Below are 13,993 nucleotides of genomic sequence, written 5' to 3'. Positions count from 1 at the left end.
ACAGTAACGCGGACGACCGTCTGCTTTCAGCTCTTTGCGCCGAATAGTAGAAGTTGTTCGCACAGGGGCACGGGGGGTGGTATAGGGCTCACTTCCGGCGCCTATGCCTCCCGCACCGTCCGCCGACACCGCGCCGGCCTCCCGTCAACTTCCCGTGGCCGGCGGGGAATCCGCGTGAATCCGGCAGGAATCCGGCGGCCCGGTTCGGCGACGGCCGGGGTCCGGTCGGAACGGACGGTCAGCCCTCGCCCTCCGTCTTACGGGTGTGCAACTGCCGCGCCACCTCCGCGATCGACCCCGAAAGGGACGGATACACGGTGAACGCGTTCGCGATCTGTTCGACCGTCAGGTTGTTGTCGACGGCGATCGAGATGGGGTGGATCAGTTCCGAGGCGCGCGGGGCGACGACCACGCCGCCGACGACGATCCCGGTGCCGGGGCGGCAGAAGATCTTGACGAACCCGTCCCGGATGCCCTGCATCTTGGCGCGCGGGTTGCGCAGCAGCGGCAGTTTGACGACCCGGGCGTCGATCTTCCCGCCGTCCACGTCGGCCTGGCTGTACCCGACGGTGGCGATCTCGGGGTCGGTGAAGACGTTCGAGGAGACGGTCTTGAGGTTGAGCGGGGCCACCGCGTCGCCGAGGAAGTGGTACATGGCGATCCGGCCCTGCATGGCGGCGACGGAGGCGAGGGCGAAGATCCCGGTCACGTCACCGGCCGCGTAGACGCCCGGGGCGGTGGTACGGCTGACCTTGTCGGTCCAGATGTGCCCGGACTCACGGACCCTGACGCCCGCCTCCTCGAGCCCCATCCCCTCGCTGTTGGGGATCGCGCCGACCGCCATGAGGCAGTGCGAGCCGGTGATGACCCGGCCGTCGGACAGGGTGACCTCGACCCGGTCGCCGACCCGCTTGGCGGACTCGGCGCGCGAGCGGGCCATGACGTTCATGCCGCGACGGCGGAAGACGTCCTCGAGGACGGCGGCCGCGTCCGGGTCCTCGCCGGGCAGCACGCGGTCGCGGGAGGAGACCAGGGTGACCTTGGACCCGAGGGCCTGGTAGGCGCCGGCGAACTCCGCGCCGGTGACACCGGAACCGACCACGATGAGTTCCTCGGGGAGCTCGGCGAGGTCGTAGACCTGGGTCCAGTTCAGGATGCGCTCGCCGTCGGGCTGCGCGTCCGGCAGCTCGCGCGGGTGGGCGCCGGTGGCGAGCAGCACGGCGTCGGCGGTGAGGGTCTCCTCGGTGCCGTCCGCAGCGGCGACGACGACCTTGCGGGAGCCGTCGAGGGCCTGCATGCCCTCCAGCCGGCCGCGGCCGCGCAGCACGCGCGCGCCGGCCCGGGTGACGGAGGCGGTGATGTCGTGCGACTGGGCGAGCGCGAGGCGCTTCACACGCCGGTTCACCTTGCCGAGGTCGACCCCGACGACCCGGGCCGCCTGCTCCAGCGGCGGGGTGTCGTCGGCGACGATGATGCCGAGTTCCTCGTACGACGAGTCGAAGGTCGTCATGACCTCGGCCGTAGCGATAAGGGTCTTCGACGGCACGCAGTCGGTCAGCACCGACGCTCCGCCCAGACCGTCGCAGTCGACGACGGTCACCTCCGCGCCGAGCTGCGCGGCCACCAGGGCCGCTTCATAGCCGCCGGGTCCGCCACCGATGATCACGATCCGAGTCACGTACTCCATTCTCCCGCACGGCGGGCGGTGGTACCGCCCCGGGTCCCGCCCCGGGTCCGGGCCGGCGCCGCCGCCTGTGACGGGAGTGCCGTGCGGGGCCGCTGCCGTACTCTCCTTGCATGTCGCTCTACGCCGCGTACGCCGGCAACCTCGACGCGCGGCTGATGTCCCGCCGCACCCCGCACTCGCCGCTGCGCGCCACGGGCTGGCTGAACGGCTGGCGGCTGACGTTCGGCGGCGAGCAGCTCGGCTGGGAGGGCGCGCTGGCGACGGTCGTGGAGGAGCCCGGCGCGCAGGTCTTCGTCGCGCTGTACGACATCGCCCCCATGGACGAGGAGTCACTGGACCGCTGGGAGGGCGTGGGTCTGGGCATCTACCGGCGCGCCCGGGTGCGGGTGCAGACGCTCCAGGGCGAGGAGTCGGCCTGGATGTACGTGCTGAACGGCTACGAGGGCGGTCTGCCGTCGGCACGGTACCTGGGCGAGGTCGCGGACGCGGCGGAGTCGGCGGGCGCGCCCCACGATTACGTGATGGAGCTGCGCAAGCGGCCCTGCTGAGCGCGGCCGCCTCTAGACTCGGAGCATCTGCGCAGCAACGGGAGATCGTATGGGTCCCAGCACGTATGACGTCTACTACACGGTGCAGGCCGCCGAGGCCCGCGACCGGCTCGACGATCAGCAGCGCGCCGCGTTCGACAAGGGCATCGCCCTGCTGGCGCGCGACCCGTTCCTCTCGGTGTCGAGGCCCATAGGGTCCACCGGGGACGACCGCACGATCCGCCTGACCCAGAACATCCTCGTCGAGTACACGGTCAGCCGCGGCCGCCTGCTGATCTTCATCGTCGAAGTCTTCAACGACAAGGACATCCTGATCACGGACGCCTGAGGGGCTCCTCGACCACCCTGAAGCCCTTCCTCGTCGGAAACGACAAGACAACGATCGCATTCCCGTGGGCTCTGTCATCTACGCGCGTAGGCACAAACCGGCTACGCTCTCCCGCGTGAACGCATCTCTTCTCCCGGACGACATCCAGGGCGACCCGCACGCCGCCGCCGACGCCGCCGCCGCGCGCCTGCGCGAACTGACCGGCGCCGAGACCCACGACGTCGCCCTCGTGATGGGCTCCGGCTGGGCGCCCGCCGTGGACGCCCTGGGCGCCGCCGACGCCGAGTTCCAGGTCACCGACCTTCCCGGATTCCCGCCGCCCGCGGTGGAGGGCCACGGCGGCAAGGTCCGCTCGTACCGGATCGGCGAGAAGCGGGCGCTGGTGTTCCTCGGCCGCACCCACTACTACGAGGGCCGTGGCGTCGCCGCCGTCGCCCACGGCGTGCGCACCGCGGTGGCGTCCGGCTGCAAGACGATCGTGCTGACCAACGGCTGCGGCGGTCTGCGCGAGGGCATGCGGCCCGGTCAGCCGGTGCTGATCAGCGACCACCTCAACCTGACGGCGACCTCGCCGATCATCGGCGCGAACTTCGTCGACCTGACGGATCTCTACTCGCCGCGGCTGCGCGCCCTGTGCAAGGAGATCGACGCCAGCCTGGAGGAGGGCGTCTATGCCCAGTTCCCGGGCCCGCACTACGAGACGCCGGCCGAGATCCGCATGGCGCGGACCATCGGCGCCGACCTGGTGGGCATGTCCACCGTGCTGGAGGCCATCGCGGCGCGTGAGGCGGGCGCCGAGGTGCTCGGCATCTCCCTGGTGACCAACCTGGCCGCCGGTATGACGGGCGAGCCGTTGAACCACGAGGAGGTCCTCCAGGCGGGCCGGGACAGCGCGACGCGCATGGGGTCGTTGCTGGCCCGGGTGCTCGACCGGCTCTGATCGCGCCGCCGCCGGGGGCGTCGCGGCCCCCGGCTCCGCCACGGCCCCGAGCGGGCCTCGTCCCGACACGCCGGACGGGCTGGACCACGCGTCCGGCGTCCACACGCAACCGGAGGGTGACCCCCGTGCACGACGATCTCCTCGCCCGCGCCCAGGCCTGGCTCGCGGAGGACCCCGACCCCGAGACCCGCGCCGAGCTGGCCGAGCTCCTCGAGGCCGGGGACGTCACCGAGCTCGCCGACCGCTTCGCCGGCACCCTGCAGTTCGGCACCGCCGGCCTGCGCGGCGAGCTGGGCGCCGGGCCGATGCGGATGAACCGGTCCGTGGTGATCCGCGCGGCGGCCGGTCTCGCCGCCTACCTCGCGAAGAACGGCCAGGCCGGCGGCACCGTCGTCGTCGGCTACGACGCCCGCCACAAGTCCGCCGACTTCGCCCGTGACACCGCGGCCGTGATGACCGGCGCGGGATTCCGGGCGGCCGTGCTCCCCCGCCCCCTGCCCACGCCCGTCCTCGCCTTCGCCATAAGGCGGCTCGGCGCGGTCGCCGGGGTCGAGGTCACCGCCAGCCACAACCCGCCCCGCGACAACGGCTACAAGGTGTACCTGGGCGACGGCTCGCAGATCGTGCCGCCCGCCGACGCGGGGATCGCGGCGGAGATCGAGGCGATCGTCTCGCTCGACGACGTCCCCCGTCCCGAGGCCGGCTGGCAGACGCTGGACGACGGCGTCCTCGACGCCTATCTGGCCCGCACGGACGCCGTCCTCGCCCAGGGCTCCCCGCGCACGGCCCGCACCGTCTACACGGCGATGCACGGCGTGGGCAAGGACGTCCTGCTCGCCGCGTTCGCCCGCGCGGGCTTCCCCGAGCCGGTCCTCGTCGCCGAGCAGGCCGAGCCCGACCCGGACTTCCCGACCGTCGCCTTCCCCAACCCGGAAGAGCCCGGTGCGATGGACCTCGCCTTCGCCGCCGCCCGCGCGGCAGCCCCCGACCTGATCATCGCCAACGACCCGGACGCCGACCGCTGCGCGGTGGCCGTCCCGTACGACGGCGACTGGCGCATGCTGCGCGGCGACGAGGTCGGCTCGCTGCTCGCCGCGCACCTCGTCCGGCGCGGCGCGCGCGGCACGTTCGCCGAGTCGATCGTCTCCTCCTCCCTCCTCGGCCGCATCGCCGAGAAGGCGGGCCTGCCCTACGAGGAGACCCTCACCGGCTTCAAGTGGATCGCCCGCGTGGACGGCCTGCGCTACGGCTACGAGGAGGCCCTCGGCTACTGCGTGGACCCCGAGGGCGTCCGGGACAAGGACGGCGTCACCGCCGCCCTGCTCGTCACGGAACTGGCCTCGGAGCTCAAGGAACAGGGCCGCACCCTCCTGGACCTGCTGGACGACCTCGCCGTGGAGCACGGTCTGCACGCCACCGACCAGCTCTCGGTCCGGGTGCAGGACCTGTCCGTCATCGCCCGCGCGATGGACCGGCTGCGCGCGGCGCCCCCGGCCTCCCTCGCCGGCCTCGCCGTGACCGCGGCCGAGGACCTCACGCGGGGCACGGACCGGCTGCCCCCCACCGACGGCCTGCGCTACACCCTCGACGGCGCCAGGGTCGTCGTCCGGCCCAGCGGCACCGAGCCGAAGCTGAAGTGCTACCTGGAGGTCGTCGTCCCGGTCGCCGCCCACGCCGACCTGCCGGCCGCCCGCACCAGGGCGACCGCACTCCTGACAACCCTCAAGCAGGACCTGTCGGCGGCAGCGGGGATCTGAGACCGGAGAAACAGGCCGCACGCAGGAGAAACGGGCCTCACGCGGGAGAGCCGGTCCTCACCGCAGCAGGAGCAGTGCCGCGGCGACCGCCGTCGCGGCAGCCGCGCCGAGCGGCCACAGGGGCCGTCCGCGCAGGCGGCCGGTCGCCGTGCCGGTCGGCCGCAGTGCCGGGGTCCGCCACATGGCCGTGATCTCCGCGGCCGTCCGCTCGTACGGGTGCAGCACTCCGAGCCTGGCCTCCAGCCAGGCCCAGCGCGGGGAGGACACCCGCCACTCCCCGAACGCCGTCCGTCGGCTTTCGATCCTCAGGCGCGCGCCGTCGGCCTTCACCATCCGGACGTCGTCCCAGAGGATGTGCCGGGTCCCGCGCAGCCCGTTGAACCACATGCCCTCCCGGTCGGCGGTGACGCGCCAGGCGAGCCGGCGCGGCAGCACGAGCCCGGCGAGGGCCGTAAGGACGAGGGCGTAGACGTCACCCCTGGTCCGCAACGCGCCCGGGGTCATCGGCCGCACCGACCCGAGGGACACCTCCACCACAGGCGTCTCGCCGGCCACGGACGCGGCGGCGAGGAAGACGGCCTCGCCCCCGTCACAGGGGATTCCGTGCAGTACGGCCTCCCGCAGCGGTCCGGCGCGCCCGTCGCCGATCCGGTCGATCAGCGCGCGCAGCTCCTCGTCGTCGCCGTCGTCCTCGTCCCCGTCGTCCTCGTCCCCGTCGGCCTTGTGGCTGTCGTCCTCGTCCGTGCCGGCGCCGGCCGCACCGCGGGAGGCCTTGGACGTGTACGTGGACACCCGCCCACACCGTCGGCCCACACCGGACCGCCGCCGCACCCCGGACGCACACCGTTTCGTCCGGGTCCCAGCCGCAGACCCGGCCCTCGGTACCGGTGACCGCCGGACCCGCGACGCACCGCCTGGGGTTCCCGCCGGACCGCGACGCACCGCCTCCGGGGCGCGCCGGCCGGCCCTCAGCCCACGGCCAGCAGGATCCCCAGCACCACGGCCCCCGCCGCGACCGGGCCCAGGATCTCCCAGGCCCACCGCACGGACACCTCGCCCTGCGCGCTCTCCTCCCGCTGCCGCGCCTCCCACAGCTCGCGCAGCTCGTCCACGTCCCGGTCGCCGCGGGCGCGCAGCGGACCGTCCGCGGCACTCGCGCCGGTCCCGCCCAGGCGGCCGCTCTTCCCCCGGGCCGCCCGCTTGCGCGCCCGCAGCGAGACGGGAATGGACCACAGCTGGAACTTCTTCCCCGACACGGCGATCGCCTCGTTGGAGTAGCCGGACCGCAGCACGGCGACCTGCCCCCAGGGCAGCACGATCAACCGGAACGGGTTGCGCACCCGCAGCCGGTCCGGTCCCGCGTACACGGCGGGGCGCAGTGTGAACGCGATGATCAGCGGCACGACGAGGATCAGCGTCGCGAGCGCCAGCCAAGGCGTGCGCCCCTCACCCGCGACGATCGCGTCGGTGCCGAGCCAGGCTGCCAGCCCGAGCAGCGCCGCACCGGTGGCGACACTCCCGGACGACCGGTAGACCCGGTCCTTCAACACGGGTTCCGACGGCTCCTGAGACCGCGAAGCGGCCGGGGAGCCCGGGGCGGCCGGAGAGCCCGAGTCCGCCGGGGAGTCCGGGGAGTCCGGAGAGCCCGAGTCCGCCGGGGAGTCCGGGGAGTCCGGGGAGTCCGGGGAGTCCGGGGAGTCCGGGGAGTCCGGGGAGCCGGACGGCTCCGGAGTCCCCGCAGGCCCGGGAGTCCCCGCAGGCCCGGGAGTCCCCGCGGGCCGTGCGGGCTCCGGGGCGCCCGCGGGCTTCGCGGGCCGTGGCTCTGGCGACTGGTCTTCCGGGCTCGTCATGGCCCCGATTGTGCCCGAAGCCCGTGATCCGCTCATACGCGGTGCCCCGGCGCGCGATGAGCGGGCACCGAGCAGGCGGCGAGCGGCGCGAAGAGTGGCGACGAGCTCGCGATGAGCGGGTGACGAGCGCCCGAAACAGCGTCCGGGGGTGTACACCCGCTACGCGCGTAGATATGCTCGTCTGGTGACCATGCCCACCAATGCACCCACCGCAGCCCCGGCGCTCACCGACGTGACAGCGTCCGACGCCGCGTTGCGCCGCTTCCTCCACGGGCTGCCCGGCGTCGACGCGGTCGGCCTGGAGGCGCGCGCCGCCACGCTCGGCACCCGTTCCATCAAGACGACCGCCAAGGCGTACGCCATCGACCTCGCCATCTCGATGGTCGACCTGACGACGCTGGAAGGCGCGGACACCCCGGGCAAGGTCCGGGCGCTCGGCGCGAAGGCGGTCCGTCCCGACCCGACCGACCGGACGGCCCCCGCCACGGCCGCGGTCTGCGTCTATCCCGACATGGTGGCCGTCGCCAAGGAGGCCGTCGCGGGCTCCGCCGTGAAGGTCGCCTCGGTCGCCACCGCCTTCCCGGCCGGCCGCGCCGCCCTGGACGTGAAGCTGGCCGACGTCCGTGACGCGGTCGCCGCCGGCGCCGACGAGGTCGACATGGTCATCGACCGCGGGGCGTTCCTGGCCGGCCGGTACCTGAAGGTGTACGACGAGATCGTCGCCGTCCGCGAGACCTGTGGGACGGCCGCCCGTCTCAAGGTCATCTTCGAGACCGGCGAGCTCTCGACGTACGACAACATCCGTCGGGCGAGCTGGCTCGGCATGCTGGCCGGGGCGGACTTCATCAAGACGTCCACCGGCAAGGTCGCCGTCAACGCCACCCCCGCCAACACCCTGCTCATGCTGGAAGCCGTCCGCGACTTCCGCGCCCAGACCGGCGTCCAGGTCGGTGTGAAGCCCGCCGGCGGCATCCGCACCAGCAAGGACGCGATCAAGTTCCTGGTCCTGGTCAACGAGACCGCGGGCGAGGACTGGCTGGACAACCACTGGTTCCGCTTCGGCGCCTCCTCGCTCCTGAACGATCTGCTGATGCAGCGTCAGAAGCTGGCCACCGGCCGCTACTCCGGCCCCGACTACGTGACGGTGGACTGATCACCATGGCTTCCGCATTCACTTCCGCTTTCGAGTACGCACCGGCGCCCGAGTCCCGCTCGGTCGTCGACATCGCCCCCTCCTACGGCCTGTTCATCGACGGCGAGTTCACCGAGGCGGCCGACGGCAGGGTCTTCAAGACCGTCTCGCCGTCCACCGAGGAGGTCCTCTCCGAGATCGCCCAGGCGGGCGAGGCGGACGTGGACCGTGCCGTGAAGGCCGCCCGCAGGGCCTTCGGCGCCTGGTCCGCGCTCCCCGGCGCCGAGCGGGCGAAGTACCTGTTCCGCATCGCCCGGATCATCCAGGAGCGCAGCCGCGAGCTGGCCGTCCTCGAGACGCTGGACAACGGCAAGCCGATCCGGGAGACGCGCGACGCCGACCTCCCGCTGGTCGCCGCGCACTTCTTCTACTACGCGGGCTGGGCGGACAAGCTCGACCACGCCGGGTTCGGCTCCTCGCCGAAGCCGCTGGGCGTGGCCGGCCAGGTCATCCCGTGGAACTTCCCCCTGCTGATGCTGGCGTGGAAGATCGCCCCGGCGCTCGCCACCGGCAACACGGTCGTCCTGAAGCCGGCCGAGACCACTCCGCTGTCCGCCCTGTTCTTCGCGGACGTCTGCCGTCAGGCGGGTCTGCCCAGGGGCGTCGTCAACATCCTGCCCGGGTACGGCGACACGGGGGCGGCGCTCGTCGCCCACCCCGACGTGAACAAGGTGGCCTTCACCGGCTCCACGGCCGTCGGCAAGGCGATCGCCAAGACGGTCGCGGGCACGCGCAAGAAGCTCACGCTGGAGCTGGGCGGCAAGGGCGCCAACATCGTCTTCGACGACGCGCCGATCGACCAGGCCGTCGAGGGCATCGTCAACGGCATCTTCTTCAACCAGGGCCAGGTCTGCTGCGCGGGCTCCCGTCTCCTCGTCCAGGAGTCGATCCAGGAGGAGCTGCTGGAGTCGCTCAAGCGCCGGCTGTCGACGCTGCGCCTCGGCGATCCGCTGGACAAGAACACGGACATCGGCGCGATCAACTCCGAGGAGCAGCTGACCCGCATCACCTCGCTCGTCGAGCAGGGCGAGGCGGAGGGCGCGGAGCGCTGGTCCCCGGCCTGTGAGCTGCCGAACGCGGGCTACTGGTTCGCGCCGACGCTGTTCACGAACGTCACGCAGGCCCACACCGTCGCCCGGGACGAGATCTTCGGCCCGGTCCTGTCGGTCCTCACCTTCCGCACGCCGGACGAGGCCGTCGCCAAGGCCAACAACACGCCGTACGGCCTGTCGGCGGGCGTCTGGACGGAGAAGGGCTCCCGCATCCTCGCGGTGGCGAACAAGCTCCGGGCAGGCGTCGTCTGGTCCAACACGTTCAACAAGTTCGACCCGACCTCGCCGTTCGGCGGGTACAAGGAGTCGGGCTTCGGCCGCGAGGGCGGCCGCCACGGCCTGGAGGCGTACCTCGATGTCTGACAAGCCCGAGAAGACCGAGCAGCCCCGTCTGAGCGTCTTCAAGACCTACAAGCTGTACGTCGGCGGGAAGTTCCCGCGTTCGGAGAGCGGCCGGGTGTACGAGGTGACCGACGCACAGGGCAGGTGGCTGGCCAACGCGCCGCAGTCGTCCCGCAAGGACGCGCGGGACGCGGTGGTCGCCGCGCGCAAGGCGTTCGGCGGCTGGGCCGGGGCCACGGCGTACAACCGGGGCCAGATCCTCTACCGCGTCGCGGAGATGCTGGAGGGGCGCCGGGGGCAGTTCGCCCGCGAGGTCGCCGACGCCGAGGGCCTGTCGAAGTCCAGGGCGGCCGCCGTGGTGGACGCCACGATCGACCGCTGGGTCTGGTACGCGGGCTGGACCGACAAGATCGCCCAGGTGGTGGGCGGCGGAAACCCGGTCGCGGGCCCGTACTTCAACCTCTCCTCGCCGGAGCCGACGGGTGTCGTGACGGTCCTCGCGCCGCAGGAGTCGTCCTTCCTGGGCCTGGTCTCGGTCGTCGCCCCGGTGATCGCCACCGGCAACACTGCCGTGGTGATCGCGAGCGAGCGCTCGCCGCTGCCGGCGCTCTCGCTCGGCGAGGTGCTGGCCACCTCCGACCTGCCCGGCGGCGTCGTCAACGTCCTCTCCGGCCGCACGGCGGAGATCGCGGCGCCCCTGGCGTCCCACCAGGACGTCAACGCGATCGACCTCGCGGGCGCCGACGAGGCGCTGGCGAAGGAGCTGGAGATCGCCGCGGCCGACAACCTCAAGCGCGTCCTTCGTCCACAGCCTGTGGACGACTGGGCGGCGACTCCCGGCATCGACCGCATGACGGCCTTCCTGGAGACCAAGACCGTCTGGCACCCCACGGGCTCCCTGGGCGCCTCCGGCTCGTCGTACTGACGACCCCGGGGCGTCGCGCCGGCGCCCCTACGAGCTGGGCCGCGCCTCCTCTCCGTCCGGAGAAGGCGCGGCCCTTTGCGTTATTGACACATGAATCGCTCACTAGATTAACCATGTGATACATTTCCAGTATGGTTGAGATCGCCATCAGCGCAGCCCGCTCCCAGCTCGGCGACCTGGTCCGCCGCGCCGCCCACGGCCGCGAGACCATCGCCCTCACCGACCACGGCCACGTGGCCGCACTCCTCGTGTCACCGCAGGTGATAGAGGACTTCGAAGACGCCCTGGCGGTGGCGGACTACCAGCGGCGCAAGGCCGAGGGAACTCTCGAACCCGGCATTCCGATGGCCGAGGTCCGTCGACGGCTGGGGCTCGAACAGCAGTGACGTACGAGATCGTCTTCGAGCCGCACGCCTTCGACTCGGCAGCCCGGTTCCTGAAGGAAGATCCGGGCGGCCTGGCTCTGGTTCTCGACACCATCGACAAACTGGCCGACGACCCCCGTCCAGCTACCTCGACTCCCTACGGATCTCCCGACATCCGCCGCCTCCGCGTCGGCGACTACCGGATCCTGTACGTCATCGACAATGAGGTGATCCACGTCGTGATCACCCACATCGGCCGCACCCCCTGACCCAACGCGGGAGCCGCGTCACCCTCCGTCGGATGGCGGCGCGGCTCCCGTCTTTCTGCCGTGCGGGGCGCTCAGCCGCCGAGCACCTTCGTCACCTCGCCCAGCACCGGGATCGACCCGATCGACTGCGCCTGGGCGACCGGGGCGGTCAGCATCTGGGAGGTCAGGGGCTGGAAGTCGGCGAGCTGGGTCCCCACGCCGTTGTCCAGGGGGTCGACGCCGGTGCCCGCGAGGGGGTTGGGCTTGAGGCCGGAGACCGCCCCGGTGACGTAGGGCAGAGCTCCCAGCGCCCCCTGCATGCCCGCCTGCGCGTCGATCGAGCCGATCGAGGTGGGCCGGCTGCTCACCGCGTCGAGGACCGGTACGCCGGTCGCCGCCGAGGCGGCAGAGGCGCCCGCGCCCAGCGCCACTCCGGCGGTCGCGAGGGCGGCGAGGGCGCGCCGGGCGGTGGAGGTCTGGGAGGAGTCGTGTCGGGCCATCGTCGATGCCGCCTTCTGATGCGCAAGGTGATCAGGTCGCCACGAAGGGTAGTTGAGATGTGACGCGCGCATCAAAGCCGACCCGCGGGGTCGTTGACGGCCCGGGGGATGCCTCACACTGGTGTCCCGTGACGCCCCCTGTGCCCATACCGACGCGAGTCGTGCTGCTCTGCGGCCCTTCCGGCTCCGGCAAGTCCCTGCTCGCGGCCCGCTCCGGCCTCCCTGTGCTGCGGCTCGACGACTTCTACAAGGAGGGCGACGACCCGACGCTGCCGTCGGTCGCCGGGAGCGCCGACATCGACTGGGACCACCCCGACTCGTGGGACGCGGACGCCGCCGTCGCCGCGATCGTGGACCTGTGCACCACCGGACGCACGAATGTTCCCGTCTACGACATCTCGCTCAGCGCCCGCACCGGCGAGGCAGCGGTCGAGATCGGGCGGACCCCGCTGTTCATCGCGGAAGGCATCTTCGCCGCGGAGATCGTCGTCCGCTGCGGGGAACTGGGTGTCCTCGCCGACGCGCTGTGCCTGAGCCGCGGCCCGGTGAAGACCTTCCGCCGCCGCTTCCTGCGCGATCTGAAGGAGGGCCGCAAGTCGGTGCCCTTCCTCCTGCGGCGCGGCTGGCGTCTGATGCGCGCCGAACGCTCCATCGTGGCCCGCCAGACCGGGCTCGGCGCGTACGCCTGCGACCGCGACGAGGCGATGGGCCGCCTGGCCGCCGCCGCGGACGGCCGCGGCGCCGCCACCACCACGAGGACCGCCGCCTGACGGTTCCGTTCGCGATGTGACATAGCGGGACGTGACGTGACGTGCCATGCCGTGACGCGCCCCGTGGCGCGACGACACGCGATGAGACGCGAAAAAGCGGGACTGGACGGACCCCCCGGCCCTCCAGTCCCGCTCCCCCGTGCTTCCCCCGTACCCCCCGGTACTTCCCCCGTGTGGTGCTTCCCCCGTGCTTGCGCGGTGCCGCTCCCCCGTACGTCCCCCGTCGGGTCCCCCCGGCACCGCTCCCCCGTTCGCCGGCTCACCTGAGCTGAGCCGGGTCCCTCCCCTGTTTCACCCTCAGGCGACAAGCTCCCCGAAGGCGTCCTCCTCGTCACGGCCGAAGCTGAGGACCTCGTCCTCGCGCAGCCGGCGGAGCGACCGCCAGATGCTCGACTTCACCGTGCCGACACTGATGTCGAGGATCTCCGCGATCTCCGGGTCGGTGCGGCCCTCGTAGTAGCGCAGGACCAGCATCGTCCGCTGGAGTTCGGGCAGCCGGGCCAGCGCCTGCCACAGGACGGCGCGCAGTTCGGTGCCGCGCATCGCGTCCGTGTCGCCGGGCGTCTCCGGCAGTTCCTCGGTCGGGTACTCGTTCAGCTTGCGGCGGCGCCACGCGCTGATGTGCAGGTTGGTCATCGTCCGGCGGAGGTATCCGCCGACCGCGGCCTTGTCGCTGATCCGCTCCCAGGCCCGGTACGTCGAGAACAGCGCGCTCTGCAGCAGGTCCTCGGCCTCGAAACGGTCACCGGTGAGGTGATAGGCGGTGGCGTACAGGGAGGCGCGGCGCTCCTGGACGTAGGCGGTGAACTCCGCCTCCGTCAGGGAGCGCTGCTCCCCCGAGTCCTCCCTGTACGCGGCTCCCCCGTGAGCCGCCTGCTCCCCCGTGTCGACGACCGACATGAGGGGAGCGTGCTGACGCCCGATGCCACGACCGCACCCCCGCCCGGTCACAGCACCGGACTTCTCGGAACCCCGGTTCACATCGTGCAGACGCGTGACGACCGCGACTGCGTTGGTGCTCATACCGTGCAGCGTGTTCATCTCGCGCCCCCCGTCGTGGACTTACCGGTGTTCTGTCTGGTGCCTCGGCCGGGCTCCGCGGTGTTCGTTTCCGCGTCGCCCCGCCTGGTGACCAAAAGACTGCCCGGGCCACTTCATCGCCGTGTCCGCCGTCTGTCACAGACCTGTCACAGGGGCCTGTCACGGGAACAACACAGGCACTGCACAGGCCTGCGCGGTACGGCAGTTGACCTGGTCGTCGCAGGTCACCGGCGGGGGATGCGGGGGCGGTCCGGGGGCACGGGGGCGGTCCGCGAGGGCTCTCGACGGGGGCGGTCCTCTGGCTCGGCGTGAGGGCGCCGCACGGCAGGACGGCCAGGCGACGGGAAGCCGCGCGGGGCGCCGACCGGTCTCGTGTCATGCCCGCGGCCCGTGGCCGGCTGCGCGGGGCGGCCGCTTCCGTCCCGTCGCGCCCGGACGGCTCGGCCCC

Annotated in this window: 15 protein-coding genes; 10 read left to right on the top strand and 5 right to left on the bottom strand. The window is 72.3% G+C overall.

The window, feature by feature from the left end; all coding sequences use genetic code 11:
- Nucleotides 1-238: 238 nt before the first annotated feature.
- A complete protein-coding gene (locus tag QA802_RS26445; protein ID WP_334527428.1) occupies nt 239-1,687 on the bottom strand; it encodes an NAD(P)H-quinone dehydrogenase in 1,449 nt (482 codons plus the stop codon).
- Nucleotides 1,688-1,797: 110 nt separating this feature from the next.
- Between QA802_RS26445 and QA802_RS26440 the strand changes: the two genes are divergently transcribed.
- The 4 genes from QA802_RS26440 to QA802_RS26425 all read left to right on the top strand — a co-directional run bounded on the left by QA802_RS26440 (nt 1,798) and on the right by QA802_RS26425 (nt 5,260).
- Nucleotides 1,798-2,235, top strand: coding sequence for a gamma-glutamylcyclotransferase family protein (locus tag QA802_RS26440; protein WP_334527425.1), 438 nt, complete (start codon nt 1,798-1,800; stop codon nt 2,233-2,235).
- Nucleotides 2,236-2,284: 49 nt separating this feature from the next.
- Complete coding sequence (locus QA802_RS26435; RefSeq protein ID WP_319164479.1) at nt 2,285-2,563, top strand: type II toxin-antitoxin system RelE family toxin; 279 nt, start codon at nt 2,285-2,287, stop codon at nt 2,561-2,563.
- A 115-nt stretch (nt 2,564-2,678) separates the two neighbouring features.
- Nucleotides 2,679-3,503 (top strand): purine-nucleoside phosphorylase, encoded by an 825-nt coding sequence (locus tag QA802_RS26430; RefSeq protein WP_319164478.1) that lies wholly within the window; start codon nt 2,679-2,681, stop codon nt 3,501-3,503.
- Nucleotides 3,504-3,628: 125 nt separating this feature from the next.
- Complete coding sequence (locus tag QA802_RS26425; protein ID WP_334527421.1) at nt 3,629-5,260, top strand: phospho-sugar mutase; 1,632 nt, start codon at nt 3,629-3,631, stop codon at nt 5,258-5,260.
- Nucleotides 5,261-5,317: 57 nt separating this feature from the next.
- Here QA802_RS26425 and QA802_RS26420 read toward each other — a convergent pair whose 3' ends face one another.
- Both QA802_RS26420 and QA802_RS26415 read right to left on the bottom strand, forming a co-directional pair.
- Entirely contained in the window at nt 5,318-6,052 is a 735-nt protein-coding gene (locus tag QA802_RS26420; RefSeq protein WP_334527418.1) for a hypothetical protein, read from the bottom strand.
- Nucleotides 6,053-6,228: 176 nt separating this feature from the next.
- Nucleotides 6,229-6,810 carry a PH domain-containing protein gene (locus tag QA802_RS26415; protein ID WP_334527415.1) on the bottom strand — a complete coding sequence of 194 codons (582 nt, stop codon included), beginning with the start codon at nt 6,808-6,810 and terminating at the stop codon, nt 6,229-6,231.
- A 490-nt stretch (nt 6,811-7,300) separates the two neighbouring features.
- On the opposite strand from QA802_RS26415, the gene deoC reads away from it, so the two are divergent.
- From deoC to QA802_RS26390, 5 genes are all read left to right on the top strand, one after another.
- Nucleotides 7,301-8,263 carry a deoxyribose-phosphate aldolase gene (gene deoC, locus QA802_RS26410; RefSeq protein ID WP_319164474.1) on the top strand — a complete coding sequence of 321 codons (963 nt, stop codon included), beginning with the start codon at nt 7,301-7,303 and terminating at the stop codon, nt 8,261-8,263.
- Nucleotides 8,264-8,268: 5 nt separating this feature from the next.
- Nucleotides 8,269-9,717, top strand: coding sequence for an aldehyde dehydrogenase family protein (locus QA802_RS26405; protein WP_334527412.1), 1,449 nt, complete (start codon nt 8,269-8,271; stop codon nt 9,715-9,717).
- Entirely contained in the window at nt 9,710-10,621 is a 912-nt protein-coding gene (locus QA802_RS26400; RefSeq protein WP_334527409.1) for an aldehyde dehydrogenase family protein, read from the top strand. The genes QA802_RS26405 and QA802_RS26400 overlap by 8 nt, the downstream gene beginning before the upstream one ends.
- A gap of 131 nt (nt 10,622-10,752) precedes the next feature.
- Nucleotides 10,753-11,007, top strand: coding sequence for a type II toxin-antitoxin system prevent-host-death family antitoxin (locus tag QA802_RS26395; protein ID WP_266726225.1), 255 nt, complete (start codon nt 10,753-10,755; stop codon nt 11,005-11,007).
- Nucleotides 11,004-11,255, top strand: coding sequence for a type II toxin-antitoxin system RelE family toxin (locus QA802_RS26390; protein ID WP_334527405.1), 252 nt, complete (start codon nt 11,004-11,006; stop codon nt 11,253-11,255). The genes QA802_RS26395 and QA802_RS26390 overlap by 4 nt, the downstream gene beginning before the upstream one ends.
- A 71-nt stretch (nt 11,256-11,326) precedes the next feature.
- On the opposite strand, the gene QA802_RS26385 is transcribed toward QA802_RS26390, so the two are convergent.
- Complete coding sequence (locus QA802_RS26385; protein WP_334527402.1) at nt 11,327-11,734, bottom strand: hypothetical protein; 408 nt, start codon at nt 11,732-11,734, stop codon at nt 11,327-11,329.
- Between the two features lie 59 nt (nt 11,735-11,793).
- Here QA802_RS26385 and QA802_RS26380 point away from each other — a divergent pair, with 59 nt between their 5' ends.
- Nucleotides 11,794-12,504 carry a uridine kinase gene (locus tag QA802_RS26380; protein ID WP_334527399.1) on the top strand — a complete coding sequence of 237 codons (711 nt, stop codon included), beginning with the start codon at nt 11,794-11,796 and terminating at the stop codon, nt 12,502-12,504.
- A gap of 297 nt (nt 12,505-12,801) precedes the next feature.
- On the opposite strand, the gene QA802_RS26375 is transcribed toward QA802_RS26380, so the two are convergent.
- The gene (locus QA802_RS26375) at nt 12,802-13,545 is read right to left on the bottom strand and encodes a SigE family RNA polymerase sigma factor (RefSeq protein ID WP_319164469.1); all 744 of its coding nucleotides are present in this window, start codon (nt 13,543-13,545) and stop codon (nt 12,802-12,804) included.
- Between the last annotated feature and the right edge of the window lie 448 nt (nt 13,546-13,993).

The sequence above is a fragment of the Streptomyces sp. B21-105 genome (assembly GCF_036898465.1).
GTDB lineage: Bacteria > Actinomycetota > Actinomycetes > Streptomycetales > Streptomycetaceae > Streptomyces.
The sequence above is the reverse complement of the archived record's forward strand: the minus strand, read 5'-3'. Positions and strand labels throughout refer to the sequence as shown.

What these genes read in the sequence shown, in the direction of transcription:
- QA802_RS26400 (WP_334527409.1), top strand. Translation starts at nt 9,710, where the DNA reads ATGTCTGACAAGCCCGAGAAGACCGAGCAGCCCCGTCTGAGCGTCTTC.
- QA802_RS26445 (WP_334527428.1), bottom strand. Translation starts at nt 1,687, where the DNA reads ATGGAGTACGTGACTCGGATCGTGATCATCGGTGGCGGACCCGGCGGC.
- QA802_RS26440 (WP_334527425.1), top strand. Translation starts at nt 1,798, where the DNA reads ATGTCGCTCTACGCCGCGTACGCCGGCAACCTCGACGCGCGGCTGATG.
- QA802_RS26435 (WP_319164479.1), top strand. Translation starts at nt 2,285, where the DNA reads ATGGGTCCCAGCACGTATGACGTCTACTACACGGTGCAGGCCGCCGAG.
- QA802_RS26405 (WP_334527412.1), top strand. Translation starts at nt 8,269, where the DNA reads ATGGCTTCCGCATTCACTTCCGCTTTCGAGTACGCACCGGCGCCCGAG.
- deoC (WP_319164474.1), top strand. Translation starts at nt 7,301, where the DNA reads ATGCCCACCAATGCACCCACCGCAGCCCCGGCGCTCACCGACGTGACA.
- QA802_RS26385 (WP_334527402.1), bottom strand. Translation starts at nt 11,734, where the DNA reads ATGGCCCGACACGACTCCTCCCAGACCTCCACCGCCCGGCGCGCCCTC.
- QA802_RS26375 (WP_319164469.1), bottom strand. Translation starts at nt 13,545, where the DNA reads ATGAACACGCTGCACGGTATGAGCACCAACGCAGTCGCGGTCGTCACG.
- QA802_RS26395 (WP_266726225.1), top strand. Translation starts at nt 10,753, where the DNA reads ATGGTTGAGATCGCCATCAGCGCAGCCCGCTCCCAGCTCGGCGACCTG.